At 72.2% G+C, this 24,368-nt stretch carries 21 protein-coding genes and 1 tRNA gene; 19 read left to right on the forward strand and 3 right to left on the reverse strand.

Going from position 1 to position 24,368, the window contains the following annotated elements:
- Positions 1–85: 85 nt before the first annotated feature.
- The 5 genes from ACZ6CV_RS00440 to obgE all read left to right on the forward strand — a co-directional run bounded on the left by ACZ6CV_RS00440 (position 86) and on the right by obgE (position 8,199).
- Positions 86–4,177 (forward strand): Rne/Rng family ribonuclease, encoded by a 4,092-nt coding sequence (locus tag ACZ6CV_RS00440; RefSeq protein WP_469248438.1) that lies wholly within the window; start codon positions 86–88, stop codon positions 4,175–4,177.
- Between the two features lie 237 nt (positions 4,178–4,414).
- Positions 4,415–5,767 (forward strand): phospholipase D-like domain-containing protein, encoded by a 1,353-nt coding sequence (locus ACZ6CV_RS00445; protein WP_469248440.1) that lies wholly within the window; start codon positions 4,415–4,417, stop codon positions 5,765–5,767.
- Between the two features lie 224 nt (positions 5,768–5,991).
- Positions 5,992–6,312, forward strand: coding sequence for a 50S ribosomal protein L21 (gene rplU / locus ACZ6CV_RS00450; RefSeq protein ID WP_055566950.1), 321 nt, complete (start codon positions 5,992–5,994; stop codon positions 6,310–6,312).
- 14 nt (positions 6,313–6,326) lie between these two features.
- Entirely contained in the window at positions 6,327–6,581 is a 255-nt protein-coding gene (rpmA, locus tag ACZ6CV_RS00455) for a 50S ribosomal protein L27 (protein ID WP_030564037.1), read from the forward strand.
- Between the two features lie 169 nt (positions 6,582–6,750).
- On the forward strand, positions 6,751–8,199 hold the full coding sequence (obgE, locus tag ACZ6CV_RS00460; RefSeq protein WP_469248443.1) for a GTPase ObgE: 1,449 nt from the start codon (positions 6,751–6,753) through the stop codon (positions 8,197–8,199).
- A gap of 131 nt (positions 8,200–8,330) precedes the next feature.
- On the opposite strand, the gene ACZ6CV_RS00465 is transcribed toward obgE, so the two are convergent.
- Positions 8,331–10,430, reverse strand: a complete 2,100-nt coding sequence (locus tag ACZ6CV_RS00465; protein ID WP_469248445.1) for a hypothetical protein — start codon at positions 10,428–10,430, stop codon at positions 8,331–8,333.
- A 336-nt stretch (positions 10,431–10,766) separates the two neighbouring features.
- On the opposite strand from ACZ6CV_RS00465, the gene proB reads away from it, so the two are divergent.
- The 5 genes from proB (at position 10,767) to ACZ6CV_RS00490 (ending at position 15,875) form a co-directional block, all read left to right on the forward strand.
- Complete coding sequence (proB, locus tag ACZ6CV_RS00470) at positions 10,767–11,873, forward strand: glutamate 5-kinase (RefSeq protein WP_469248447.1); 1,107 nt, start codon at positions 10,767–10,769, stop codon at positions 11,871–11,873.
- Between the two features lie 213 nt (positions 11,874–12,086).
- A complete protein-coding gene (locus ACZ6CV_RS00475) occupies positions 12,087–12,575 on the forward strand; it encodes a hypothetical protein (protein WP_469248449.1) in 489 nt (162 codons plus the stop codon).
- A gap of 94 nt (positions 12,576–12,669) precedes the next feature.
- Complete coding sequence (locus tag ACZ6CV_RS00480; protein WP_362369324.1) at positions 12,670–13,962, forward strand: glutamate-5-semialdehyde dehydrogenase; 1,293 nt, start codon at positions 12,670–12,672, stop codon at positions 13,960–13,962.
- Positions 13,963–14,044: 82 nt separating this feature from the next.
- Positions 14,045–14,650: an SCO2584 family spore wall biosynthesis protein gene (locus ACZ6CV_RS00485; protein WP_469248451.1), complete on the forward strand. Its 606-nt coding sequence runs from the start codon at positions 14,045–14,047 to the stop codon at positions 14,648–14,650.
- A gap of 124 nt (positions 14,651–14,774) precedes the next feature.
- Positions 14,775–15,875, forward strand: a complete 1,101-nt coding sequence (locus tag ACZ6CV_RS00490; protein WP_469248453.1) for an SCO2583 family membrane protein — start codon at positions 14,775–14,777, stop codon at positions 15,873–15,875.
- Between the two features lie 9 nt (positions 15,876–15,884).
- Here the strand turns inward: ACZ6CV_RS00490 and ACZ6CV_RS00495 are convergent, their stop codons facing one another.
- Positions 15,885–17,012, reverse strand: coding sequence for a M48 family metallopeptidase (locus tag ACZ6CV_RS00495; protein WP_469248455.1), 1,128 nt, complete (start codon positions 17,010–17,012; stop codon positions 15,885–15,887).
- A 99-nt stretch (positions 17,013–17,111) separates the two neighbouring features.
- Between ACZ6CV_RS00495 and ACZ6CV_RS00500 the strand changes: the two genes are divergently transcribed.
- The 7 genes from ACZ6CV_RS00500 (at position 17,112) to ACZ6CV_RS00530 (ending at position 21,502) form a co-directional block, all read left to right on the forward strand.
- Positions 17,112–17,465 carry a hypothetical protein gene (locus tag ACZ6CV_RS00500; protein ID WP_469249629.1) on the forward strand — a complete coding sequence of 118 codons (354 nt, stop codon included), beginning with the start codon at positions 17,112–17,114 and terminating at the stop codon, positions 17,463–17,465.
- 86 nt (positions 17,466–17,551) lie between these two features.
- On the forward strand, positions 17,552–17,716 hold the full coding sequence (locus ACZ6CV_RS00505; RefSeq protein WP_150184080.1) for a hypothetical protein: 165 nt from the start codon (positions 17,552–17,554) through the stop codon (positions 17,714–17,716).
- A gap of 41 nt (positions 17,717–17,757) precedes the next feature.
- Positions 17,758–18,408: a nicotinate-nucleotide adenylyltransferase gene (gene nadD / locus ACZ6CV_RS00510; RefSeq protein WP_355808335.1), complete on the forward strand. Its 651-nt coding sequence runs from the start codon at positions 17,758–17,760 to the stop codon at positions 18,406–18,408.
- A 16-nt stretch (positions 18,409–18,424) separates the two neighbouring features.
- Complete coding sequence (locus tag ACZ6CV_RS00515) at positions 18,425–20,167, forward strand: LCP family protein (RefSeq protein WP_469248457.1); 1,743 nt, start codon at positions 18,425–18,427, stop codon at positions 20,165–20,167.
- A gap of 76 nt (positions 20,168–20,243) precedes the next feature.
- A complete protein-coding gene (rsfS, locus tag ACZ6CV_RS00520; RefSeq protein WP_150167662.1) occupies positions 20,244–20,687 on the forward strand; it encodes a ribosome silencing factor in 444 nt (147 codons plus the stop codon).
- A complete protein-coding gene (locus ACZ6CV_RS00525) occupies positions 20,684–21,325 on the forward strand; it encodes a histidine phosphatase family protein (RefSeq protein ID WP_362369338.1) in 642 nt (213 codons plus the stop codon). The genes rsfS and ACZ6CV_RS00525 overlap by 4 nt, the downstream gene beginning before the upstream one ends.
- A gap of 104 nt (positions 21,326–21,429) precedes the next feature.
- Positions 21,430–21,502 (forward strand) — tRNA-Ala (locus ACZ6CV_RS00530).
- 23 nt (positions 21,503–21,525) lie between these two features.
- On the opposite strand, the gene ACZ6CV_RS00535 is transcribed toward ACZ6CV_RS00530, so the two are convergent.
- Positions 21,526–22,548 (reverse strand): helix-turn-helix transcriptional regulator, encoded by a 1,023-nt coding sequence (locus tag ACZ6CV_RS00535; protein ID WP_469248460.1) that lies wholly within the window; start codon positions 22,546–22,548, stop codon positions 21,526–21,528.
- Positions 22,549–22,641: 93 nt separating this feature from the next.
- Between ACZ6CV_RS00535 and ACZ6CV_RS00540 the strand changes: the two genes are divergently transcribed.
- Both ACZ6CV_RS00540 and ACZ6CV_RS00545 read left to right on the forward strand, forming a co-directional pair.
- Positions 22,642–24,114, forward strand: a complete 1,473-nt coding sequence (locus tag ACZ6CV_RS00540) for an MFS transporter (RefSeq protein ID WP_469248462.1) — start codon at positions 22,642–22,644, stop codon at positions 24,112–24,114.
- Positions 24,115–24,184: 70 nt separating this feature from the next.
- Positions 24,185–24,367: a hypothetical protein gene (locus tag ACZ6CV_RS00545; protein ID WP_355808348.1), complete on the forward strand. Its 183-nt coding sequence runs from the start codon at positions 24,185–24,187 to the stop codon at positions 24,365–24,367.
- Position 24,368: the final 1 nt, after the last annotated feature.

Consider the following 24,368-nt stretch of genomic DNA (forward strand, 5'->3'; position numbering starts at 1 on the left):
ATGGCGGCCCCGCGCACACAGCGCGAGCCGCGGACATCACCGGACCAGGCGCGGCGCCCGGGAGCGTGACGGGAGAACCGCCCGCATGCTTGAGCCGAACGACCCCACTGAGGGCTCGCAGAACGACACCCCCAGCGACACCCTGCCGCCGCGCCGCAGGCGCCGCGCCGCGTCGCGTCCCGCGGGCCCGCCCACGGGCGCCGCCGAAGCCGCGGCTCCGGCCATACCGGCCACCCCCGCCCCCCAGGACGCCGTCGACGCCGACGAGGTCGAGGAGACCGAAGAGGCGGCCGCGGCCACCGAGGCTCCGGTCACCGAGCCGGAGCCCGCTCCCGCGCCCCGCGCCCGCCGCCGCGCGACCCGTCGCGCCTCCGCCCCCGCCGGTGCCCCGCAGGGCGCCGCCGCGCAGGTGACGGAGCCCGCCGAGACCCCGGCCCCCGCCGAGACCCCCGCCCCCGCCGCGGCCGAAGCGCCCGCCGAGACCGAGGCCGAGCCGGAGGCCGCTCCCGCGCCCCGTGCCCGCCGCCGCGCGACCCGTCGCGCCTCCGCACCGGCCGGTGCCCCGCAGGGCACCGCCGTCGAGGCGACGGCCGCCGTCGAGGAGGCCGCCGAGGCCAGGACCGAGGTCGAGAACATGACCGCGGCCGAGCCCGAGCCGGTCGCCGACGAGCCCGCCCCGCGCCGCGCCCGCCGCCGCGCCACCCGCGGCGCGTCCGCCCCCGCGGGCGAGCCGAAGGCAGCCGCCGACGAGCAGGCCCCGAAGGCCGCGAAGGCCGCGAAGAAGGCCCAGGAGCCGGTCGCCGAGCAGCAGGCCCCCGTCGAGGAGCCCGCCGCCGAGACCGAGGCCCCGGCCCCGCGCCGCCGCCGCGCCACCCGCAAGACCGCCGCCGCCGGATTCTCGGCCCCGGCGGGACACAAGGCCCGCAAGGCCCAGGCCGCAGGTGACGAGTCCGGCGAGGACGGCCGCAAGCCCGCCCGTCCGGCCGTCGCCGTCTTCCAGGCCCCGGTCTTCGCCGAGCCGATGTTCCAGACCCCGGAGCGCGCCGCGGCGGCGGCCGCCGCCGAGGCCGCCGAGCCGGAGCCCGCCGAGCCCGCCGCCCCCGTGGCGGAGGAGGAGCAGACCCCGCGCCGTCGCCGCCGCCGTCGCGCCGCCGACGAGCAGCCCGCGGCCGCCGAGGAGCGCGAGCCCGTCAAGGCCGCCGAGCAGCGGCCGGCCGACGACGAGGCCGCCGCCGAGACCAGCGAGCAGGGCGACGAGGACACGGACACCGACACGGAGGAGTCCGGCGAGCGCCAGGGCCGCCGCCGTCGTCGTGGCGGCCGTCGCCGCCGCCGCGGTGACTCCGCCGACCAGGACGGCGAGCAGAACGACGCCTCGGGCGAGTCCGAGGACACCGCCGCCGACGAGGCGGACCACGCCGACGAGGACGGCTCCGCCGCCGAGCAGACCGAGGACGACTCCGAGGACGACGAGTCGGCGTCGGAGTCGGGCGGCTCCGGCTCCAGCAGCAGCCGTCGCCGGCGCCGCCGCCGTCGCCGCGCCGGTGACTCCGCCGAGGGCGAGCCGGGCGACGGCGACCCGGAGCGTACGGTCGTCAAGGTCCGCGAGCCGCGCAAGAAGGAAGAGCGCGAGCTCGGCACCGGCGCCGACGAGGTCCAGTCCATCAAGGGCTCGACCCGCCTGGAGGCCAAGAAGCAGCGCCGCCGCGAGGGCCGCGAGCAGGGCCGCCGCCGCGTGCCGATCATCACGGAGGCCGAGTTCCTGGCCCGCCGCGAGGCCGTCGAGCGCGTCATGGTCGTCCGCCAGAACGGCGAGCGCACCCAGATCGGCGTCCTCGAGGACAACGTGCTCGTCGAGCACTACGTCAACAAGGAGCAGGCCACCTCGTACGTCGGCAACGTCTACCTGGGCAAGGTCCAGAACGTGCTGCCGTCCATGGAGGCCGCCTTCATCGACATCGGCAAGGGCCGCAACGCCGTCCTGTACGCCGGTGAGGTCAACTTCGAGGCGCTCGGGATGGCCAACGGCCCCCGCCGCATCGAGTCCGCCCTGAAGTCCGGCCAGTCGGTCCTCGTACAGGTCACCAAGGACCCGATCGGCCACAAGGGCGCCCGCCTGACCAGCCAGGTCTCCCTGCCGGGCCGCTACCTCGTGTACGTGCCCGAGGGCTCGATGACCGGGATCAGCCGCAAGCTGCCCGACACCGAGCGCGCGCGTCTGAAGACGATCCTCAAGAAGATCGTCCCCGAGGACGCCGGCGTCATCGTGCGCACCGCGGCCGAGGGCGCGAGCGAGGACGAGCTGCGCCGTGACGTCGAGCGGCTCCAGGGCCAGTGGGAGGACATCCAGAAGAAGGCCAAGATGTCCACCACCAGCTCCCCGAGCCTGCTGTACGGGGAGCCGGACATGACCGTCCGGGTGGTCCGCGACATCTTCAACGAGGACTTCTCCAAGGTCGTCGTCAGCGGCGACGAGGCGTGGCAGACCATCCACGGCTACGTCTCGCACGTGGCGCCCGACCTGGCCGACCGGCTCTCGCGGTGGACCTCCGAGGTCGACGTCTTTGCGACGTACCGGATCGACGAGCAGCTCGCCAAGGCGCTGGACCGCAAGGTCTGGCTGCCGAGCGGTGGTTCGCTGGTGATCGACAAGACCGAGGCGATGATCGTCGTCGACGTCAACACCGGCAAGTTCACCGGCCAGGGCGGCAACCTCGAGGAGACCGTCACGAGGAACAACCTCGAGGCGGCCGAGGAGATCGTGCGCCAGCTGCGGCTGCGCGACCTGGGCGGCATCGTCGTCATCGACTTCATCGACATGGTCCTGGAGTCCAACAGGGACCTGGTCCTGCGGCGCCTGCTCGAATGCCTCGGGCGGGACCGTACGAAGCACCAGGTCGCCGAGGTCACCTCGCTGGGCCTGGTCCAGATGACCCGCAAGCGGGTCGGCCAGGGTCTCCTGGAGTCCTTCTCCGAGACCTGCGTGCACTGCAACGGCCGCGGCGTCATCGTGCACATGGAGCAGCCGTCCTCCGCCGGTGGCGGCGGCAAGCGCAAGAAGCGCGGGCGCGGCGGTGACCAGCAGGACCACGGTCACGACCACACCCACGAGCACGAGACGGACGACGCCGCCGAGGGCACCGAGACCGCGGCCGAGGTCGAGGCCGAGGTCGCCGCCCCGGTGGCGCTGCCCGCGCCTGAGTTCGTCCCCGACGAGGAGCTGTACAGCAGCGCGGCCGAGGCCGAGGCGGCCGCTTCGCGCGGTGGCCGTTCGCGGCGCCGTGCGACCCGGCGCGCGTCGGCTCCGGCGGGCGCTCCCCGCGCGGAGTCCGCTCCCGAGGAGGCCCCGCAGGCGGAGGACGCCCAGCCGGACGCCCCGAAGGCGTCGGCGAAGAAGTCGGGACGTCGCTCCAGGGCCGCGGAGAAGGCGGCCGAGAAGGCCGAGCGCGCCGCCAGGGCGGAGGCCGAGGCCGCCGAGGTCCCGGTCGTCGAGTCCGACGTCGCACGCACCGAGGCCCCGGCCGTCGAGGACCCGATGGTGGGCTCCCCCCAGGCCGTCGAGGCGGCCCAGGAGGCACACGCCGAGGTCGCCGAGGCCCCCGCGCAGGACGACGCCGCGCCCAAGGGACGTACGCGCCGTCGTGCGGTCCGCAAGGCGACGTCGCCGGCCGGTTCGCCGAAGGCCGCCGAGGGCACCGCGCCCGAGGCCGCCGAGGTGGTCGTGGCGGAGACGCCCAAGGCGGAGCAGGTCGCCGAGCCGGTGGCCGAGCCCGTGGCCGAGGCGCCCGCCGCCGACGCCGCGCCGCCGCGCCCGCGCCGCCGTGCGGTCCGCAAGGCCACCGCGCCGACCGCCTCCGCGGAGGCGGCCGTCATGGTCGTCCCGTCGGCGGAGAAGCCCGCGGAGAAGGCAGCGGAGAAGCCCGCGGACCAGCCCGTCGAGCAGACCGGGACGGAGGCCGAGGCACCCGCCGCGGAGGCCGCCCCGGCCAAGAAGACGGCGCGCAAGGCCGCCAAGAAGGCGCCGGCGAAGAAGACGGCCGCCAAGAAGACCGCGGCCAAGAAGACGGCCGCCAAGAAGACGACGGCCAAGAAGACGTCGAAGGCGACGGCGAAGAAGACCGCGGCGGCGGAGCAGTCGCCGTCCGGTGTCTCCGCCGGAGCGGGCGACGAGGGCTGACCTTCACGGCCCGGTGCCCCCTGTTCCGCATCCGTGCGGGGCAGGGGGCACCGGTCTGTAGGGGCCCGTACGGGGCTTGTCCGGAAAAACGGGTTCCGCTGCACGAAAGCGTGAAGTGGGGCCCCCTCCCTTGGAGTGCCGGGGGATACCTGTAAAACTCATGCGGTCTGATAAGTGAACAGCGACGTGAACGTGCGGTTGGGGAGACCGCGCGTCGCGTCAGGGGAGGGATGACAGATGGCGCACGCGCGCCTGCGAGGCACGGGACGACACCGTGCCGTGAAACCGGTCAAGGGCGGCCGCCAGGCCGTGGCCCTGGCCACGGTGCTCTCCGCGGCGGGCATCCAGGCCGCGGGCTCCGTGGGGACCGCGTCGGCGGACACCGGGCCCACCTGGACCGAGGGGCCGATCTTCAACGACCCCAAGGGCTCCGTCGACGAGCAGTACGCGGTCCGCACCCGGCTGGTCGAGCTGACCAACTCCGCGGTGCCCGGCTCGACGATCAAGGTCGCGGTCTACCACGTGTGGGAGGCCACCGTCGTCGACGCGCTGATCGACGCCAAGAACCGCGGCGTGCACGTGCAGATCCTGCTGGACTCCACCAGCAAGACGGACCGGCCGACGAACACCTCGTACAACGAGCTGAGGACGGCGCTCGGCACCAACACGACCAAGTCGTCGTTCGTCTCGCTCTGCCCGACCGACAAGTCCTGCCTGGGCAACCCGGCGTACGGCAAGTCGATCATGCACAACAAGTTCTGGCTGTTCTCCGAGGTCGAGGGCGCCAGGGACGTGGTCGTGCAGACCACGTCGAACTCGACGCCGTCGGCGCACACGAAGTTCTACAACGACGCGCTGCTGCTGCCGGACAACCCCGCCATGTACGACGCGTACGCGGAGTACTTCACGGACATGGTCGGCAAGCGCTGGCAGGACTGGGACTACCGCACGGTCAGCAGCGGCCGCTACAAGTCGTACTTCTTCCCGCGCAACGGCACGGTCAACGAGACCGACACCATGTACTCGGTCCTGAACAACGTGCAGTGCACGTACAAGGACGCGACCGGCGCCACGAAGCACACCCAGGTCCGCGCCGCGATCTTCAAGATCACCCGCAAGCAGATCGCCGACAAGCTCGTCTCCCTGAAGAAGGCGGGCTGCTCGGTGAGCATCCTGTACGCGGAGACCGACAGCGCCAAGAGCCAGGGCGGCACCCCGGGCACCTGGGAGCAGCTGCACACGTCGGGCGGCCCCTCGGTGCGCTGCTTCAACGACGACCGGGACCCGCTGCACCCCGGCACCCCGCTCACGACGCCCTACATCATCCACTCGAAGTACCTGCTCATCGACGGCATGTACGACGGCAAGCGGAACAAGATGTCCTTCACCGGCTCGCAGAACTACACGGCGCCCGCGCTGCGCGAGAACGACGAGGCGATCGTCAAGATCGACGACGACTCGGTGCACGACACGTACCGCTCGCACTTCGACCGGACCCGGGCGGTGGCCTGGCCGGGCAGCGCCGACAAGACGGATCTGTGCAAGGGCGTCAAGCCGCTGCCGCCGGACGGCGAGCCCACCGTCAGGTGACCCGGGCCGTCCGGGGACGGAGGAGGGACGGGGCCGGTTTGACCCTTCCGGGTGGGCCCCGTAACCTTGACCGTCGGCGTGTTCCTATGCACCGCCACCCCCTGTAAACCTTTTTCCTCTCGTGGTCCGGGCCGTGTCGGCCCGTTCCGGGAGAGAGGCCGTTCCGCTCTTCGAGCAGGCGGCTGGACTGCGGGGGCACCGTTCCGAGCGAGAGAGAGATCCGCGTGTACGCCATCGTGCGCAGCGGTGGTCGCCAGCACAAGGTTGCTGTCGACGACATCGTTGAGGTTGACAAGATTTCCACTGCCAAGGTTGGCGACACGGTCGAGCTCTCGACCCTGCTCGTTGTCGACGGCGACGCCGTGACGAGCGACCCGTGGGTGCTGGCCGGCATCAAGGTCCAGGCCGAGGTCGTGGACCACCACAAGGGCGCGAAGATCGACATCCTTCGCTACAAGAACAAGACCGGCTACCGCCGTCGTCAGGGTCACCGTCAGCAGTACACGGCGATCAAGATCACCGGTATCCCCACGGCTGCGAAGTAAGGGACTGAGACAAGATGGCACACAAGAAGGGCGCATCGTCCACTCGGAACGGGCGCGATTCCAATGCTCAGCGGCTCGGCGTGAAGCGCTTCGGCGGTCAGACCGTCAACGCCGGTGAGATCCTGGTCCGCCAGCGCGGCACCCACTTCCACCCGGGCTCGGGCGTCGGCCGCGGCAAGGACGACACCCTGTTCGCGCTGGACGCCGGTGCGGTGGAGTTCGGTACCCACCGCGGCCGCAAGGTCGTGAACATCGTTCCGGTCGCCTGAGTCCGTCTTCACTGACTGACCAGTCGCTCGTCGAGCGAGTTCTGCGAGGGCGGACCTCTCTTCCCGGTGTACCGGGAAGCGGGTCCGCCTTTCGCGTGTTAGACGTAAGACATTTCCGTACGCCCCTCTGCCTAGACGGCGTGGGGGGACCCCCAGGAGGCACCAAACCATGACCACCTTCGTGGACCGCGTCGAGCTGCATGCCGCCGCGGGTAACGGGGGCCACGGCTGTGCCTCCGTTCACCGTGAGAAGTTCAAGCCGCTCGGCGGCCCGGACGGCGGCAACGGCGGCCGTGGCGGTGACGTGATCCTGGTCGTCGACCAGGACGTCACCACGCTCCTCGACTACCACCACAGCCCGCACCGCAAGGCCACCAACGGCCAGCCCGGCGCCGGCGACAACCGCTCCGGCAAGGACGGCCAGGACCTGGTCCTGCCCGTACCGGACGGCACCGTCGTCATGGACCGGGACGGCAACGTCCTCGCCGACATGGTCGGCCAGGGCACCACCTTCGTCGCGGGCCAGGGCGGCCGCGGCGGCCTCGGCAACGCCGCGCTGGCCTCCGCGCGGCGCAAGGCCCCCGGCTTCGCGCTGCTCGGCGTGCCGGGCGAGGAGCGGGACGTCGTCCTGGAGCTCAAGACCGTCGCCGACGTGGCCCTGGTGGGCTACCCGAGCGCCGGCAAGTCCTCGCTGATCTCCGTGCTGAGCGCGGCGAAGCCGAAGATCGCGGACTACCCGTTCACGACGCTCGTCCCCAACCTCGGCGTGGTGACGGCGGGCTCGACCGTCTACACCGTCGCCGACGTGCCCGGCCTCATCCCCGGCGCCAGCCAGGGCCGCGGCCTCGGCCTGGAGTTCCTGCGCCACGTCGAGCGGTGCAGCGTGCTCGTGCACGTCCTGGACACGGCGACCCTGGAGTCCGACCGCGACCCCGTCTCCGACCTCGACGTCATCGAGGCCGAGCTGCGGGAGTACGGCGCGGGCCTGGAGAAGCGCCCCCGCATCGTTGTGCTCAACAAGATCGACATCCCGGACGGCCAGGACCTCGCCGACCTGGTCCGGCCCGACCTGGAGGAGCGCGGCTACCGCGTCTTCGAGGTCTCCGCCGTCGCGCACAAGGGCCTCAAGGAGCTCTCCTTCGCCCTCGCCGAGCTGGTCGCGGAGGCGCGTGCGGCGAAGCCGAAGGAGGAGGCGACCCGCATCGTCATCCGGCCCAAGGCCGTCGACGACAGCGGCTTCACGGTCACCCGCGAGGAGGTCGACGGCGAGCCGCTGTACCGCGTGCGCGGTGAGAAGCCGGAGTGCTGGATCCGCCAGACCGACTTCAACAACGACGAGGCCGTCGGCTACCTCGCGGACCGCCTCAACCGCCTCGGCGTCGAGGACGAGCTGATGAAGGCCGGCGCCCGCAACGGCGACGGCGTGGCCATCGGTCCGGAGGAGAACGCGGTCGTCTTCGACTGGGAGCCGACGATGATGGCCGGCGCCGAGATGCTGGGCCGCCGCGGCGAGGACCACCGCCTGGAGGCGCCCCGGCCCGCCGCGCAGCGCCGCAAGGACCGCGAGGCGGAGCGCGACGAGGCGCAGCGCGAGTACGACGACTTCGAACCGTTCTAGACGGCGTCGCGCGCTCGGCGTGTGCTGTGGCGTCTCCCGAGGGAAGGCGCCCGGCACCGCGAGCGGTCGCCCCGACACATGAGAGGGCCCCCGAGCAGCAGCTCGGGGGCCCTCTCATGTGTCGTATCAGGTCACGCGGTGACCGAGTCCTCCGCGCCGTTCTGCTCGGCCTGCTCCGACGCCTCCTGCTCGGCCTCCTCGGCTGCCTCCTCCGCGGCGCGCTGGCCGGGGATGTCCGCGTCGACGCGCTGGTCCATGCGGGCGCGGCGGGCGTCCGCCTGGGCGCACAGGGCGAGCGCGGCGGCGTTGAAGCGGACCAGCGAGGGCGGGTCCGAGGGGCCCAGGAGGTGCTCCTTGAGCTCGGCGCGGGCCTCCGCGTGGGAGTCGAGCTCCGGGGCGCGCACGGCCTTCAGGAGGGCCGCCACGCCGTCCGCCTCGGGGGTGAGGATCGTCGCCGCAGAGGCCGTCGGGAAGCTCGCGCGGAACTCCGCCTCGGACATGCCGGCCGTATTGGCGACCGCGTACGGCTTCTCGCTGCTCAGCCAGTCGGAGACGACCGAGGAGACGTCGCTGATGAGGACGTCGGCCTGGTTGAAGCAGGAGAAGATCGCGGGGCGCGCCGCCGTGACGATCTGGTGCTCCCACTCGGGGAAGGACGCCCAGAACGCGGTCTCCCACGCGGCCGTCGCCGCGGCCACCGCGGCCTGCTGGTCGCCGTCCGGGGAGCCCTGGAGCATCATGCGCTCCTGTTCGTCCGCGCTCTTGCGGAAGGAGCGGGCGGTCAGCCGGTCCAGCTCCTCGGTGCGCCGGGCCAGCTCGGCCGCGGCCTCGGCGCCGGGCCGGGCGCCGGAGCGCTTGGTGTTGGCCGCGGCGATCATCGCCTTGATGCGCTCGTTCGCGGCGCCCGCCGCAGGGTTCTGCGAGCCGGTCATCGGGTGCGGCTTGTAGAGGAGGCGCACGCCGGGGTCGGCGAGCAGCTCACGGACGATGTTCTCGCCCGCGAGGACCACCGAGGTGTTGCCCGGGTTGCCGTCCCAGCCCTCCCAGGTGGGGGCGTACAGGACGGTGGTGAACGCACCGGTGGGCGCGCCGGAGTACGGGCGGATCGGGGACAGCTGGGGGCGGCCGACCTCGACCACGTCCTTGTCCTCGACGCCGATGTCCGCCAGCTGGTAGCGGTCGCGGGCCGCGGGGCCCGCCACCCACACCTCGTCGTACGCCTTCGCGTACGGGTTGCAGGAGGAGAGCTTGTCGCTCTCGCCGTGGTTGATGAAGGCGTGCTTGATCGTGGGGATGCGCAGCACCTGCGAGGTCTTCGCGGCGTTCGCCGGGTGCAGCATCATCTTCAGCGTCGAGGTCTCCAGGGAGAACATCGTCGCGACCTTCGGGAAGCAGATGATCGGGACGTCGGTCGCGTCGATCTTCTGCACCATGAACCGCTCGCGCAGCACGATCAGCGGCTTGCCGTCGAGCTGGGCGAGGGTGGAGAGCCACATGTTGGCCTGGTACGCGGACGTGGTGCCGCCGGAGAAGTACATGGCGACGGTCGGCTTGTACTGCGCCAGCCACGCGTCGAGCCACTCCATGACCTTCTCGTCGTTCTTCGCGCGCTTCTTCGGGAGCAGCCAGGTGGCGAGGTAGAGCGCGCCGGCGCCGATCAGCACGAGGGAGACGGCGAGCCCGATGCCGCCCCAGTACGCGTCGGTGGTGCCCGCGGTGACCAGCAGGCCGGCCGTCGCCGGGACCGAGAAGGTCAGCAGCCGGTGGGCCTGGCGGCGCGAGAGGATGCGCGGCGGCGCGGCCGTGAGGTGCAGCTTCGAGGTGTCGATGTTGCGCGTGACGATCGGCAGCGAGCGGGTCCTGCGCACCAGGACGGCGACGGCCTGGCAGGCGAAGTGCAGGGCGTAGAAGGCGAGCAGCGCGATGGTCAGCGGGGACTGCTCGGCCAGCGGCTCGATGCCGTCGATGCGCAGCAGCCCCACCAGGATCAGCATGTCGCGGAGCAGCTGGCGCACCGTGACGTCGAAGCGGATCTTGCCAAGGAGGGAGAGGAGGCCCGGCTGCTTGTACTGCAGATAGATGTCGAGCGCGAGATTCGCGGCCGCCGCGGCGATGAACACCGGGACATAGGGGATCAGCGCGGTCGCGAGCTGCGTCGCGAAGAGCGCGAACATCGCGAACAGCGCTGTCAGCTGCACGATGCGTCGGGGGGCGAGTCCGGCAGAGGGCACGGGCTTGGGCTCCTGGCGGGGATGGAGGGGATGAAGGGGGAGTGGGGGGAAGTCGACCACTGACCGTATGACGTGCAGTGGCCTACTAGCAATCTTCCGTGACGTCAATCACCGGATAAAGGGGCAAAGGGACTGAACCTCGAGGCCGGTTTCTGCCTCTGACTCGAATACGCTCATGTGTTTTCCATGGTGGGGTCCGTTCCTCGAAACGCGTGGGCGCCCCGCCCATGCGCTCACGTAGATTGCAGGTCCGGAGCATGCTGGTCCGGTCCGGAGCATGCCGGTCCGGGGCATCGGGAGCACTTGGGGAAGAGCGTGGCAGCGGCAAGGCAGTCAGTGGCAGAGGCCCGGCGGGTCGTCGTCAAGGTCGGGTCGTCGTCCCTGACGACCGCGTCGGGGGGCCTGGACGCGGACCGCGTCGACGCGCTCGTCGACGTCCTGGCCAAGAGCCGGGGCGGCGGTGAGCGCGAGATCCTGCTCGTCTCCTCCGGCGCCATCGCCGCGGGACTCGCCCCGCTGGGCCTGGTGCGGCGCCCCAAGGACCTGGCCCGCCAGCAGGCCGCGGCCAGCGTGGGCCAGGGGCTGCTCGTGGCCCGCTACACCGCCTCCTTCGCGCGGTACGGCGTACGCGTCGGACAGGTGCTCCTCACCTCCGACGACATGGCCCGCAGAGCCCACCACCGCAACGCCTCGCGCACCCTCGACCAGCTGCTCGCCATGGGCGCGCTGCCGGTCGTGAACGAGAACGACACCGTGGCGACCGACGAGATCCGCTTCGGCGACAACGACCGGCTCGCCGCCCTCGTCGCCCACCTCGTCCACGCCGACCTCCTCGTCCTCCTCTCCGACGTGGACGGCCTCTACGACGGCGACCCCGCGCGGCCCGGCTCCTCCCGCATCGACGAGGTCACCGGACCCGCCGACATGGCGCACGTGGAGATCGGCAGCGCGGGCAAGGCGGGCGTCGGCACCGGCGGGATGGTCACCAAGGTGGAGGCGGCCGGGATCGCCGCCGCCGCCGGCATCCCGGTCGTCCTGACCTCCGCGAGCCAGGCCGGCGACGCCCTCGCGGGCCGCGCCACGGGCACGTACTTCCACCGCACCGGACGGCGCTCCGCCGACCGGCTGCTCTGGCTGCAGCACGCCTCCGAGCCGCGGGGCGCCCTGATCCTCGACGAGGGCGCGGTGCGGGCGGTGGTCGAGGGGCGCAAGTCGCTGCTGCCCGCGGGGATCGCCGGGGTCGAGGGCGACTTCGCCGCGGGCGACCCGGTCGAGCTGCGGGACGCCGACGGGCGGGCGGTGGCGCGCGGTCTGGTGAACTTCGACGCCAAGGAGGTGCCGATGCTCATCGGGCGCTCCACCCGCGATCTGGCACGCGAACTCGGACCTGCGTACGAGCGGGAGGTCGTGCACCGGGACGACTTGGTCCTGCTCCACGGGTAGCGCCGGAAAAGCCCAGGTCGGCTCGTACCGCCCGCCCCACGAGCCCCGCACGCCCCGGCCGAAAACCGTCGCGCACGGCCCGCGGGGACCGGCCCCCGCGAGGTGAAACTCCCCAAAACCGCCCCGCGGCACCGCTTGGCCTGCTCAACTTTGTTGAAGACAGTTCCGCACGACCATTGCGTATCCGCATCACCATGCGTAAGGGAGGCCGTCGTGAGACGAGTGCGTCCGGGGGCGGCGTCCCGCGGGCCGGCCGAGCGGGCACTGACGAGCGTCGCCACAGGTGCGGGGTACGAGAATGAGGCGCACCGCGCGCGGGAGGGCGACCAGGGCGAGGGCCGGGAGAGTGAGCCGGTGCCGACGCCCCGGCTGTGGCACGTCACGCTGAGCGTCTCCGGGGCGGCGGCCCCGCTGGACGAGCTCAGGCGGGGCCTCGAACAGCTCGCCCACGACCATCCCTTTCTGCTCACCAGCAGATACGCGCCGGACCACGCCGAGATCCGCTACTGGGAAGAGGCCCGCGACCTGCACGACGCCGCCGCGGTGGCGCTGCGGCTGTGGGGCGAGCACCGGCAGAGCGCGCAGCTGCCGCCGTGGGAGATCGTGGGGCTCGAGGTGATCGGCCGCGACACCTATCACCAGCGGATAGCCGAGGGCTACGGTCCGTTACCGGCCGCCCCCGTGGGCGTACACCCGTTTTGAGCCGACGTCCGGACAGGCGCGAAGGGGCCTTCCGCCGGTCTCGGGGACTGGAACACCGGGTGGACGCCCGGCGCGCGGCGATTACCCTGCGGGCATGACGTCGCTCTCTCCCGTCTCGCCCTACGACAACCTCTCGCCGGTCGCCCAGACCGCCTACCGCGCCCGCGGCGCCGCCGCCACCCTCGCGCCCCTGCCGCGCTCCGCCAAGGACGACGCGCTGCTCGCGATCGCCGACGCGCTCGAGGTGCGCACCGCCGAGATCGTCGAGGCCAACGGCAAGGACATCGCGCGGGCCCGCGAGGCCGGGACCGACGAGGGCATCATCGACCGGCTCACCCTCACCCCCGAGCGGGTCCGCGCCATCGCCGCCGACGTGCGCGACGTGGCCGCCCTGCCCGACCCGGTCGGCGAGGTGGTCCGCGGCTCGACCCTGCCCAACGGCATCGACCTGCGCCAGGTCCGCGTCCCGCTCGGCGTCGTCGGGATCATCTACGAGGCCCGCCCGAACGTCACCGTGGACGCCGCCGCCCTCTGCCTGAAGTCCGGCAACGCCGTGCTGCTGCGCGGCTCGTCGTCGGCGTACGCGTCGAACACCGCCCTGGTGCGGGTCCTGCGCGACGCGGTGCACGGCGCGGGCCTGCCCGCGGACGCCGTCCAGCTCGTGCCCGGCGAGAACCGCGACTCCGTCCGCGAGCTGATGCGCGCCCGCGGCCTCGTCGACGTCCTCATCCCGCGCGGCGGCGCCTCGCTGATCAGGACCGTCGTCGAGGAGTCCACCGTCCCGGTCATCGAGACCGGCACCGGCAACTGCCACGTGTACGTCGACGCCGAGGCCGACATCGACATGGCCGTCGACATCCTGATCAACTCCAAGGCGCAGCGCCCCAGCGTCTGCAACGCCGCCGAGACGCTCCTCGTGCACCGCGACATCGCCGACGCGTTCCTGCCGCGCGCCCTGGACGCCCTCGCCGAGGCCGGGGTGACTGTGCACGCCGACGAGCGGGTGCTCACCTACGCGGACGGCACCAAGGCCACCGTCGTGCCCGCGACCACCGAGGACTGGGAGACCGAGTACCTCTCGTACGACATCGCGGCCGCCGTCGTCGACACCCTGGAGCAGGCCGTCGAGCACATCCGGCTGTGGACCTCCGGGCACACCGAGGCCATCGTCACCACCTCGCAGCGGGCCGCGCGCCGCTTCACCCAGCTCGTGGACTCCACCACGGTCGCCGTGAACGCCTCGACGCGCTTCACCGACGGCGGTCAGTTCGGCTTCGGCGCGGAGATCGGCATCTCCACCCAGAAGCTGCACGCGCGCGGTCCGATGGGGCTGCCCGAGCTGACCTCCACGAAGTACATCGTGACGGGCGACGGCCATGTGCGCTGAGCCGTCGTCCGGTTGACGGACGGCCCGGTCGAATTCCCTTTCCTGCTGCCCAAATTGCCCCGTCCAGGTCTACTCTGGAGGGGTGCCGGAGGACGTGGGGGGCACGCCGTCGTCTCCCGACGGCCGGGAGCCCGACGACGACCGCGACCACGGGGGTGCGGACGATGAGTTCGCCTCCGTGGTCTTCGACGAGGAGTTCGTGCGCGCCGCGGAGGTCCATGAACCCTCCGCCGTGGAGCGGCTGTTGGCCGCGGCCCAGGCGCGCGCCGAGGCCTCCGAGGCCGAGGCCCGGCGGGCCCGCACCCGGGGCCGCGGCGCCGACGCCGCGGACGACGACCTCTACGAGGACGGCTTCGGCCCCGACGACGGCGGCGCGGGCCGCGACGACCTCGACGACGCCTTCGAGTACGACTCCCTCGACGAGAGGTACGGCCGCCCCGGCCGCCACCCGGGCCGGCTCCGCTGGCACCGGCCCATCGCGTGGATGCTCGCCCTCCTGATGGGCATCGGCATGGTCGCCCTCGCCTTCACCGCCGTCTACCGCGGGGCGTCGTCGGACCGCAGGGACGAGGTGCCGTCGCCCGCATCGACCGAGGTCGGCCAGAGCGCCGAGAAGGAGCCGCCAGGACCCTCCGTCTCGGCCGGGTTCGGCCGGCCGGAGATGTCCGCGGCGCCCCGCAGGCCCTGACCGGGACCCGCGCGCGGCCTGCTGCTCCGCCGCCGCACGCCGCCGAACGCCACCGTGAGCAGTTGTCGGAAGTTGTCGTGTACCAGGGCGTTTACCCGGCGGCCCGGAGACCTACCCTGAAGGTATGGGCGGGCCAACAGAACCACCGGCGGGGACGCCCGAGGGCGGCACTCCCGGGGGTGGCGAGGACGAGTACCGATCCGTTGTGTTCGACGAGTCGTTCGTCCGGGCTGCCCGGCTCCAGGAGTTCTCCGCGCGGGAGCGCCTGGACGATCACACACGCGCCGTGCGCCGCCGCCCCGGACTGCACAAGATGCTGTCGAGGCAGCTCGTGATCCTCGTCGTCCTGATCGCGGTCGCCTTCGGCACGGCGATCTACATGGGCGTACGCCAGCCGTACCAGTCCCCGGTGGCCCGGCGCCCCGAGCCGCTGCGCATGACGGTGATACCGCTCGTGCCCGGGGGTGCCGTGCCCGGCGCGAAGAGCGTCAAGAGCCTGTACGCGCACAGCCCCGCCGCACAGTTCCGGGCGGGCGCGGGCGGCATCAACCTCCCTGCCGTGCACCGCACTTCGCACTTCTCGGACAGTCAGGTGATGGCCGCGCTGATCACCGTGAAGGACTACCTCGTCGAGTCGTCGCTCGACCCCGACGTGCTCACCGGCGGCTCCCCGCGGTCCGTGCGGATCCTGCTCGACCCGGGCCAGTTCAGCCAGTTCGACCGCAGTTTCGCCCACCCGGCGGCCGACGGGCGGCACGCCGCCACCGGCTGGCTGGTGCGGTTCGACCCGGCGCGGACCGCGCTCGCCGACCGGCGGGTCAGGGCGGAGGGCACCCTGCGCCTCACCGAGACCGACCGGGACACCCTGGAGGTGACCTCGGACCACACCTTCGTGTACGCGCTGCGGCCCGCCGCCGGGGCGGGCCGCGCGGGCGGCGCGGACCGGGCCGACGCGTCCCTGTTCACCGTCCGCCGCGAGCTGCACTTCCGCTTCGACCGCGACGACCTGCGGATGCACCGCGCCGAGGTGATCACCTCGGCCACCCAGGCGGGACCGCTCGCCTGCGCGGCCGACACGGCGAACCACCTGCGGCCGCTGCTGGCGGGCGAGCGGGCGAAGGCGGGCGGCCCGTCGGCCGGCACGGATCCGTACGCGACGGGCGACGCGACGGCGCTGTGCGGGACGCTGGCGGCCTCGGCCCAGCCGTCGCTGTCGGCGTCGTAAGGCTCGCGGTTACCTGGGGTCGTCGTCCGGCGCGCCACCGTTGCCGGGTGCGCCCTCATTGCCGGGTGTGCCGCCGCCCGGCTTGCCGCCGCCCTGCCCCGTGAACCTGCCGCGCAGCTTGCCGCCCAGGTCGCCCGCGCCGCCCGCGATGTCGTTGACCAGCTTCATCAGCGGGTCCTTGCTGTGCCGGACGTCGTCCGCGTACGACGACGCGGACTGGCGGAAGGAGTCGGAGACCGACGTCTCCGCGTCCTCGTCGCGGCGGGGATAGTGACCGTCCATGATCCGCTGGAAGTCGCGGGACTCGGCCCACTTCTTCAGTTCGGCGGCCCGGACCGTGGCGAAGGGGTGCGTGCGCGGCAGCACGTTCAGGATCTTCAGCACGGAGTCGCGCAGGTCGCCCCCGGCCTCATACTCCTCGGCCTGCTCCAGGAACGCGTCCACGTTCATCTCGTGCAGGTGGTTGCCGCCCGCCAGCTTCATCAGGCCGCGCATCGACGCCCTGAGGTCCTGGCCGACCAGCAGCCCCGCCCGGTCCGCCGACAGCTCGGACTTGCGGAACCACTCGCGCAGCGCCGTGACGATCGCCATGATCGCGACATTGCCGAGCGGGATCCACGCGACCTTCAGCGCGAGATTGGTGAGGAAGAGCAGGATCGTGCGGTAGACGGAGTGGCCGGAGAGCGCGTGGCCCACCTCGTGGCCGACGACCGCCCGCATCTCCTCCTCGTCGAGCAGCTCGACGAGCCCGGTGGTCACCACGATGATCGGCTCGTCGAGGCCGATGCACATCGCGTTCGGGTTCGGGTCCTGGTTCACGTACATCGGCGGGACCTTCTCCAGGTCCAGGATGTAACAGGCGTCCCGCAGCATGGTGTTGAGGTGCGCGAACTGGGCGTCGGAGACCCGTACCGAGTCCGAGAGGAACAGCAGCCTGAGACTCCGCTCGGGCAGCAGGCCGCTGAGCGCCTTGAAGACCGTGTCGAAGCCGGTGAGCCTGCGCAGGGCCACGAGGGCGGAGCGGTCCGCCGGATGCTCGTACGCCCGCGACGAGATGCCGGGGAAGCGCCTGCGCTGCCGGCCCGGCACGCGTTCGTGGCCCCCGGCGTCCCCGCCGCGGTGGTTGTCGTCGGTCATGCCGCATCCCCCATGTGTCGTCCTCTCGTGCCCCCGAGGTGGAGTCCAGCCTAGGCGGAGATACCGTGACAGGGCAGCGCACAGAAGGAGTCATCCGTCATGGAGCACAACCCCGGGGCCGTCTGGCTCACCGAGGCGGCCAAGGCCGCGGAGCGGCAGGGTCCGGGCAATCTGCTGCGGATCGTGCTGATCGTCATGGTCGTCGGCTGCGTCCTGGTCGGCTGGTTCCTGCTGCGCGGGTACCGCCAGAGCAGCGACAACGGCTCGGTCCGCGGCGCGGAACACGTGCCGGAGCGGGGCCCGAAGAGCCCGGAGAGCGCGCCCGGCAAGGATGTGCAGCGCCCGAAGAGCCCGGAGAGCGCGTCCGGCAAGGACGTGGAGGGCCCGGAGAGCGCCTCCGGCGAGCGCGCGAAGAGCGCGTCTGACAAGGGCGCCGAGGACCGCAACGGCTGAGTCGGCGTGAGCCGGAACGAACCCCCCGCTTACGATGGGCCAGAAGTCTTTATGTCCATCCCACCTCCGGATAGGTCCTGCCTGAGATGAGCCTCCACAGCAACGCCGCCCAGCTGGTCACTCTCGCCTCCGAGGGCGGCGAGCACGGCGGCAACCACGAAAGCCTCAGCCCTCTCCTCACCGGAGGCGGCGCGTTCGTCGTCCTCCTGCTGCTCCTGTGGATCACCACCCGCTTCAACCGGGACCGCTGAGCGAACAGGGTCCGTCCGCCGGGCCGGTAGGGTCTGCACGCATGGGAGAGCAGGGCATGCCTACCGGTCCGGAGACCGGCCGAGCGACCGGTCCGGTGAGCGACGGCAAGCGCCGCCTGGGCGTCATGGGCGGAACGTTTGATCCGATCCACCACGGACACCTCGTGGCGGCCAGTGAGGTCGCCGCGCAGTTCCACCTCGACGAGGTGGTGTTCGTGCCGACCGGCCAGCCGTGGCAGAAGAGCGACAAGCAGGTGTCGCCCGCGGAGGACCGTTATCTGATGACGGTCATCGCGACCGCCGAGAACCCGCAGTTCTCGGTGAGCCGCATCGACCTCGACCGCGGCGGCGCCACCTACACGACGGACACGCTGCGCGACCTGCGTGCCCTCAACCCCGACACGGACCTCTTCTTCATCACGGGCGCCGACGCCCTCGGCCAGATCCTCACCTGGCGGGACACGGAAGAGCTGTTCTCCCTCGCGCACTTCATCGGGGTGACCCGGCCCGGCCACACCCTGGCCGACCCCGGGCTGCCCAAGGGCGGTGTCTCCCTGGTGGAGGTGCCGGCCCTGGCCATCTCGTCCACGGACTGCCGCGCGCGGGTCGCCAAGGGAGACCCGGTCTGGTATCTGGTGCCCGACGGTGTGGTGCGTTATATCGACAAGCGCGAGCTGTACCGCGGCGAATGAGCCGAGAGGGGCACCGGTGAACGACCGACAGTACGACCCGTATGCGGGCAGCGACCCGTATGCGGGCGAGTACGCGGACGGGTACGCGGAGGGGTATGCCGCCGACCAGTACCAGGTCGTCGGGTACGACGAGTACGGGCGGCCGGTGTACCAGCAGGTGCAGCCTCAAGTGCCTCAGCAGCAGACGCAGCAGCAGGCGCAGCAGGCACAGCAGGCGCAGCAACATCAGGGGTACGGGTACGACCCCTACGCGAGCGGCCAGCAGCAGGGCTATGAAACCGGGGCCTACGGAGTGGGCGGCGCCGGGGCGTACGACACGTACGGCAGCGCCGGGACCTCGTACGACACCGGCTGGATTCCGCAGCAGCAGCAACCCCAGCAGCAGCGACCGCAGCAACCCCAGCAGCATCAGCAACAGGCTCAAGTGCCGCCCCAGCCCGCCCCGGAACCCGAGCCCACGCCGGAGCGCGAACCCGAGGGTGAGCACAAGGACGCGTACAAGACCGAGCAGTTCTCGTTCATCGAGGAGCCGGACGAGGAATCCGAAGACGTCATCGACTGGCTGAAGTTCACCGAGAGCCGGACCGAGCGGCGCGAGGAGGCCAAGCGGCGCGGCCGCTCCCGGGTCGTCGCGCTGGTCGTGGTGCTCGCCCTCGTCGTCGCGGGCGGCGTCGGCTACCTGTGGTTCGCGGGCAAGCTGCCGGGCCAGACGGACGGTGAGGGCGCCGCGGCCGCGGCCTCCGGAGCGCAGAAGCGCGACGTGATCGTCGTCCACCTGCACAACACCAAGGGCGGCGGCACCTCCACCGCGCTCCTGGTCGACAACGCCACCACGAAGCAGGGCGCCACCGTCCTGCTGCCCAACTCCCTTTCCGTGTCGGACGACGACGGGACGCCGACGACGCTCGGCAAGTCCGTGGACGACGACGGCTCGACCGGCACCCGCGAGTCCATCGACACGGTGCTCGGCACCGAGGTGGAGGGCACCTGGCGGCTCGACACCCCGTACCTGAACAACCTCGTCGAACTCGTCGGGAACATCGACGTCACCACCGACACCGACGTGCCCGACCCCAAGGCGAAGAAGGGCGAGGCGCCCCTCGTGAAGAAGGGCGAGCAGCAGACCCTCAGCGGCCCGATGGCCGTCGCCTACGCCACCTACCGCGCGCCCGGCGAGACCGCGTCCGCCCAGCTCGACCGCTTCGGCCAGGTCATGCAGGGCGTGCTGCGCAAGCTCTCGTCGGATCCGCAGGCGGCCACGACCACCGTGCAGTCGCTCGCCCAGATCCTCGACCCCTCCCTGGAGGAGAAGGACCTCGGCGCCTTCCTCGCCAAGCTCGCCGACCGTGCCAAGGGCGGCGACTACAAGACGACGCTGCTGCCGGTGCGCCCGGACGGCACGCTGTCCGAGCAGGCCGGCGACACCGTGGTCAAGGACGTCCTCGGCGGCGCGGTGAAGAGCCCGGACAAGGGCGCGGCGGTGCGGGTCGGCGTCAAGAACGCCTCCGGGAAGAAGGCCGCGGGCCAGGAAGCCCGGGTCTCCCTGGTCAACGGCGGCTACACCTTCATCGACGGCGGCGCGGGCTCCACGGCCCAGGCCACCTCGCAGGTCGTCTACGCCGACGCGGCCAAGAAGACGCAGGCCACCGAGGTCGCCAAGACCCTCGGCCTGCCGGCGGGCGCGGTCCGCAAGGGCACGCCCCAGGCCAACGCCGACGTCTCCGTGGTCCTCGGCCAGGACTACGGCCGGGGGCGGTGACGAAATCGTCTGGGGCGCTGTCGGCGGTCCGTGAGACCCTTGGGGTTGCATCCACCACCCGAAGGAAAGCTCAACTGTGACCGCCACGGACCGCTCCACCGAGCTCATCACCGTCGCCGCCCAGGCGGCGGCCGACAAGCTCGCGCACGACATCATCGCGTACGACGTCAGCGACGTGCTGTCGATCACGGACGCCTTCCTGCTCGCGTCCGCCCCCAACGACCGCCAGGTCAAGTCGATCGTCGACGAGATCGAGGAGCAGCTGAACAAGCAGCTCGGCGCCAAGCCGGTCCGCCGCGAGGGCGACCGCGACGCCCGCTGGATCCTCCTCGACTACGTCGACATCGTGGTCCACGTCCAGCACAGCGAGGAGCGCGTCTTCTACGCCCTCGAGCGCCTGTGGAAGGACTGCCCCGAGATCGACCTGCCCGAGGACGCCAAGGCGACCCGCGGCAAGGGCGCCGAGCACGCCGAGCAGCAGGCCGCGGAGGAGGCCGACCTGGACGGTGAGCTGCGGTGACCAACCGCGGCTGCCGGATCATCCTGTGGCGGCACGGCCAGACCGCCTGGAACCTGGAGCGCCGCTTCCAGGGCTCCACGGACATCGAGCTGACCGAGACGGGCGTCGCCCAGGCCAAGCGCGCCGCCCGTCTGCTCGCCTCCCTGAAGCCGGACGCCATCGTCGCGTCGGACCTCCGGCGGGCGGCGGCCACGGCCGGTGAGCTCGCCGCGATCACCGGCCTCCCGGTCGCGTACGAGGAGGGCCTCCAGGAGACGTACGCCGGCGAGTGGCAGGGCCTGACGCACGACGAGATCATCGCCCGCTTCGGCGAGCAGTACGCCGCGTGGAAGCGCGGCGAGCCCGTGCGCAGGGGCGGCGGCGAACTGGAGACCGAGGTCGCCGACCGGGCCGCTCCGGTCGTGCTGCGCCATGCCGAGAAGCTGCCCGCCAACGGCACGCTGGTGGTGGTCAGCCACGGCGGCACCATCCGCACCACGATCGGTCGCCTCCTCGGTCTGGAACCCCACCACTGGGAGGGTCTCGGCGGTCTGACGAACTGCTGCTGGTCGGTCCTCGGCCAGGGCGCGCGGGGCTGGCGCCTCCTCGAGCACAACGCCGGCACCCTGCCGGAACCGGTGCTCGGCGACGACGACTGAGCACCCCGGACCCGCTCCGGCGGGCGGCCGGACCCGGATTTCACATTCCGGCTGGTCGCAGGCTAAAGTTCTTCTTGTTCGCCCGCCGAGCGGGAAGAACACACGGGGCTATAGCTCAGTTGGTAGAGCGCCTGCATGGCATGCAGGAGGTCAGGAGTTCAATTCTCCTTAGCTCCACAATCCCGAGAATCCCGTCCCCGTCAGGGGGCGGGATTTTCTTGTCCGGCGGTGGTGGCGGCTGTGGTGGTGTTGGCAGCTGCGGGGGCTGAGGCCGAGGTCGCCGCCGATGCGGTCCTGAGCCCGCGCAGCCGCGCCGCGCGGACGCCGCTCTCCTCGTCGTCCGGTGTGTACACGACGATCCGGCACTCCGGCATGCCGTCGACGCTCAGCGAGACCGAGGTCATGCGCAGCTCGCCGACCACGCGGTGCCGGAAGGTCTTCACGCGCCGCCCCGGCGTTATCACGTCACCGCTGCCCCACAGCTGGGCGAAGTACGGGCTGGCGGCGGACAGCCTGCGCAGGAACCCCTCCCAGACGGGCTCGCCCACATGGCGCCCGTACGCACTGCGCAGGGTGGCCACCATCATCGGCAGCTCCTTGTCGCGGAAGACCAGCGGGCACTCCTCGGCGGGCACGGTGAACAGCGACCACAGCACGTTCGGGACGCCGGTGCCGGGGGCCTGGGGGAGGAGGAACAGGTCGCGGTAGGCGGGGTTGGTGGCGAGGATGTCGTACCGCGCGTTGTAGACCACCGCGGGGCGCGGGTCCATGGCGTCGATGATGCCCTGCACCTCCGCGCCCACCGCCCCCGCGGAGGCCTCGCGGCCCGGGGCGTACGGCACCTCGGCCAGGTGGTACAGATGCTCGCGCTCGGGCTGGTCGAGGCGGAGGGTGCGCGCCACGGCGTCCAGGACCTGGGGGGACGCGTTGATCGGACGGCCCTGTTCGAGCCAGGTGTACCAGGTGACGCCGACCCCGGAGAGCTGGGCGACCTCCTCGCGGCGCAGCCCCGGGGTGCGGCGGCGCAGGCCCGGGGCCATGCCCACGTCGGCCGGTGTCACCCGGGCCCTGCGCCCGCGCAGGAAGGCGGCCAGCTCGGGTCGTCGTCGCGGCGGTGGGCCGGGGCGGCCCTCGGCGTGCGGTGCCGTTTCCGGCTCGGACGTCCCTGCGGCGTGTGTCCCTGTCACTCCACGTGCGGTCGTCATCGTCGTCACGTCCCCCATCGTCCGTCGCCGCCGCGGCCGCTGACAGGTGCTGTCAGTACCAGCATCGGCGGGCTCTCGTCACCCGTTCCGGATCGCCCGCACGCTCATGGCATGACGACGACCACCCCTCCCGCCCCCGCGGGTTCGACTCCCGCATCCAGTAAAGCGCCCGGCACCGACAAACGGCCCGGACGGCTGCTCGCGGTCGTGCTGGCCGCCCAGTTCATGGCGCCGCTCGACGTGTTCATCGTCAATGTGGCGGCGCCCACGATCCGCGCCGAACTGCACGCGTCCGGCGCCGGGTTGCAGCTGGTCATCGCCGGTTACACCATCACGTACGCGGTGCTCCTGATCACCGGCGCGCGGCTCGGCGACCGCCTCGGCCACCGCCGGGTCTTCCTCGCCGGGCTCGCGGTCTTCACCGCGGCCTCGCTGGCCTGCGGACTCGCCCAAAACACCGGGGAGTTGACCGGCTTCCGGCTGGTGCAGGGGGCGGGCGCCGCGGTCTTCATCCCGCAGGTGCTCAGCCTGATCCAGCGCAACTTCGCCGGCGAGGCGCGGACGAAGGCGCTCGGGGCGTACGCGGCGGTCCTCGCGACCGGCGCCGCCGCCGGGCAGGTGCTCGGCGGTGTCCTCGTCAGCGCCGACCTCTTCGGCACCGGCTGGCGTCCGGTCTTCCTGGTCAACGTCCCGGTCGGGATCGTGCTGCTGGCCCTCGCGGTGCGCGTCCTGCCGCGCGACGGCGACGCCACCAAGGAGCGGGCGGCGGAGCGGGCACGGCCGCTCGACCTGCCCGGCCTGCTGCTGCTCGGCGCCGCCGTCTCGCTCTTCACCGTGCCGCTGGTGCTCGGGCAGCAGCAGGACTGGCCGCTGTGGTCGTGGCTCTCGCTGGCCGCCGCCGCGCTCTGCTTCGCGCTGTTCTGGACGTACGAGTCGCGGCTGTCCCGGCGCGGCGGGGCGCCGCTGATCGCGCCCCGGGTGCTGCGGTCGCCGGGCATGGGCCTCGCGGTCTTCCGGATCATCGCCGTGATGGCCGCGAACGCGGGCTTCCTGTTCGTCATCACCCTGCACATGCAGGGCGGTCTCGGCTACGGCGCGCTGCGGGCGGGCCTCACCTTCGCGCCGACCGCCGTGGTCTTCGGCCTGGTCGGGCTGACGTGGCGGCGCTGGCCGCAGCCCCTCCAACGGGCGCTGATCCCCGGCGGTTTCGTGCTGACCGCGCTGTCGACCGGTGCCGTGGGGCTGTTGCTGCGGGACGGGGGCGACGGCGGCCTCCTGTTCTTCGTGGCCCTCGTCGGCGTGGGCGCGGGCCTCTCGCTCGGCTTCAGCCCGACCCTGACCCGGGCGCTCGCCACGGTCCGCGCCGAGGACGCGGCGGACGCCAGCGGTCTGCTCGCGACGGTCACCCAGCTCGGTCAGTTGACGGGAGTCGCCGCCTTCGGTGCGCTTTTCCTGAACCGGCTTGAGTCGGGAGGGGCTCCCGGGGCGTATACATCCGGTGACGCGCTCTGGGCATGCGCCTGCGCACTGGCTGCCGCGGCCGCGCTGGGCGCCGTGTCCGGACTGGTACGAATGCGTCGCTGACCGGGTCGCTCAGACCGTGGCAGAATCGGACGGCCGGAAGGAGACGCAGCCCGACGGGAGGGAGAGCGCGATGCCTGCGAGCATCCTCGGAGAGGTCGACCACCTCTCCGGAGCGGCGGCCGTACGAGAACGGGCCGCGCTGCGCACGCTCCTCAACTGCCCTTCCTGCGGCTCGACCCACGTCGCCCAGGTACTCGGTGACAACGGCGGGGTCTCGTACGTGTGTACCGCCTGCGGCCACAGCTGGAGCTGAT

The sequence above is a fragment of the Streptomyces sp. NPDC041713 genome, assembly GCF_055591085.1.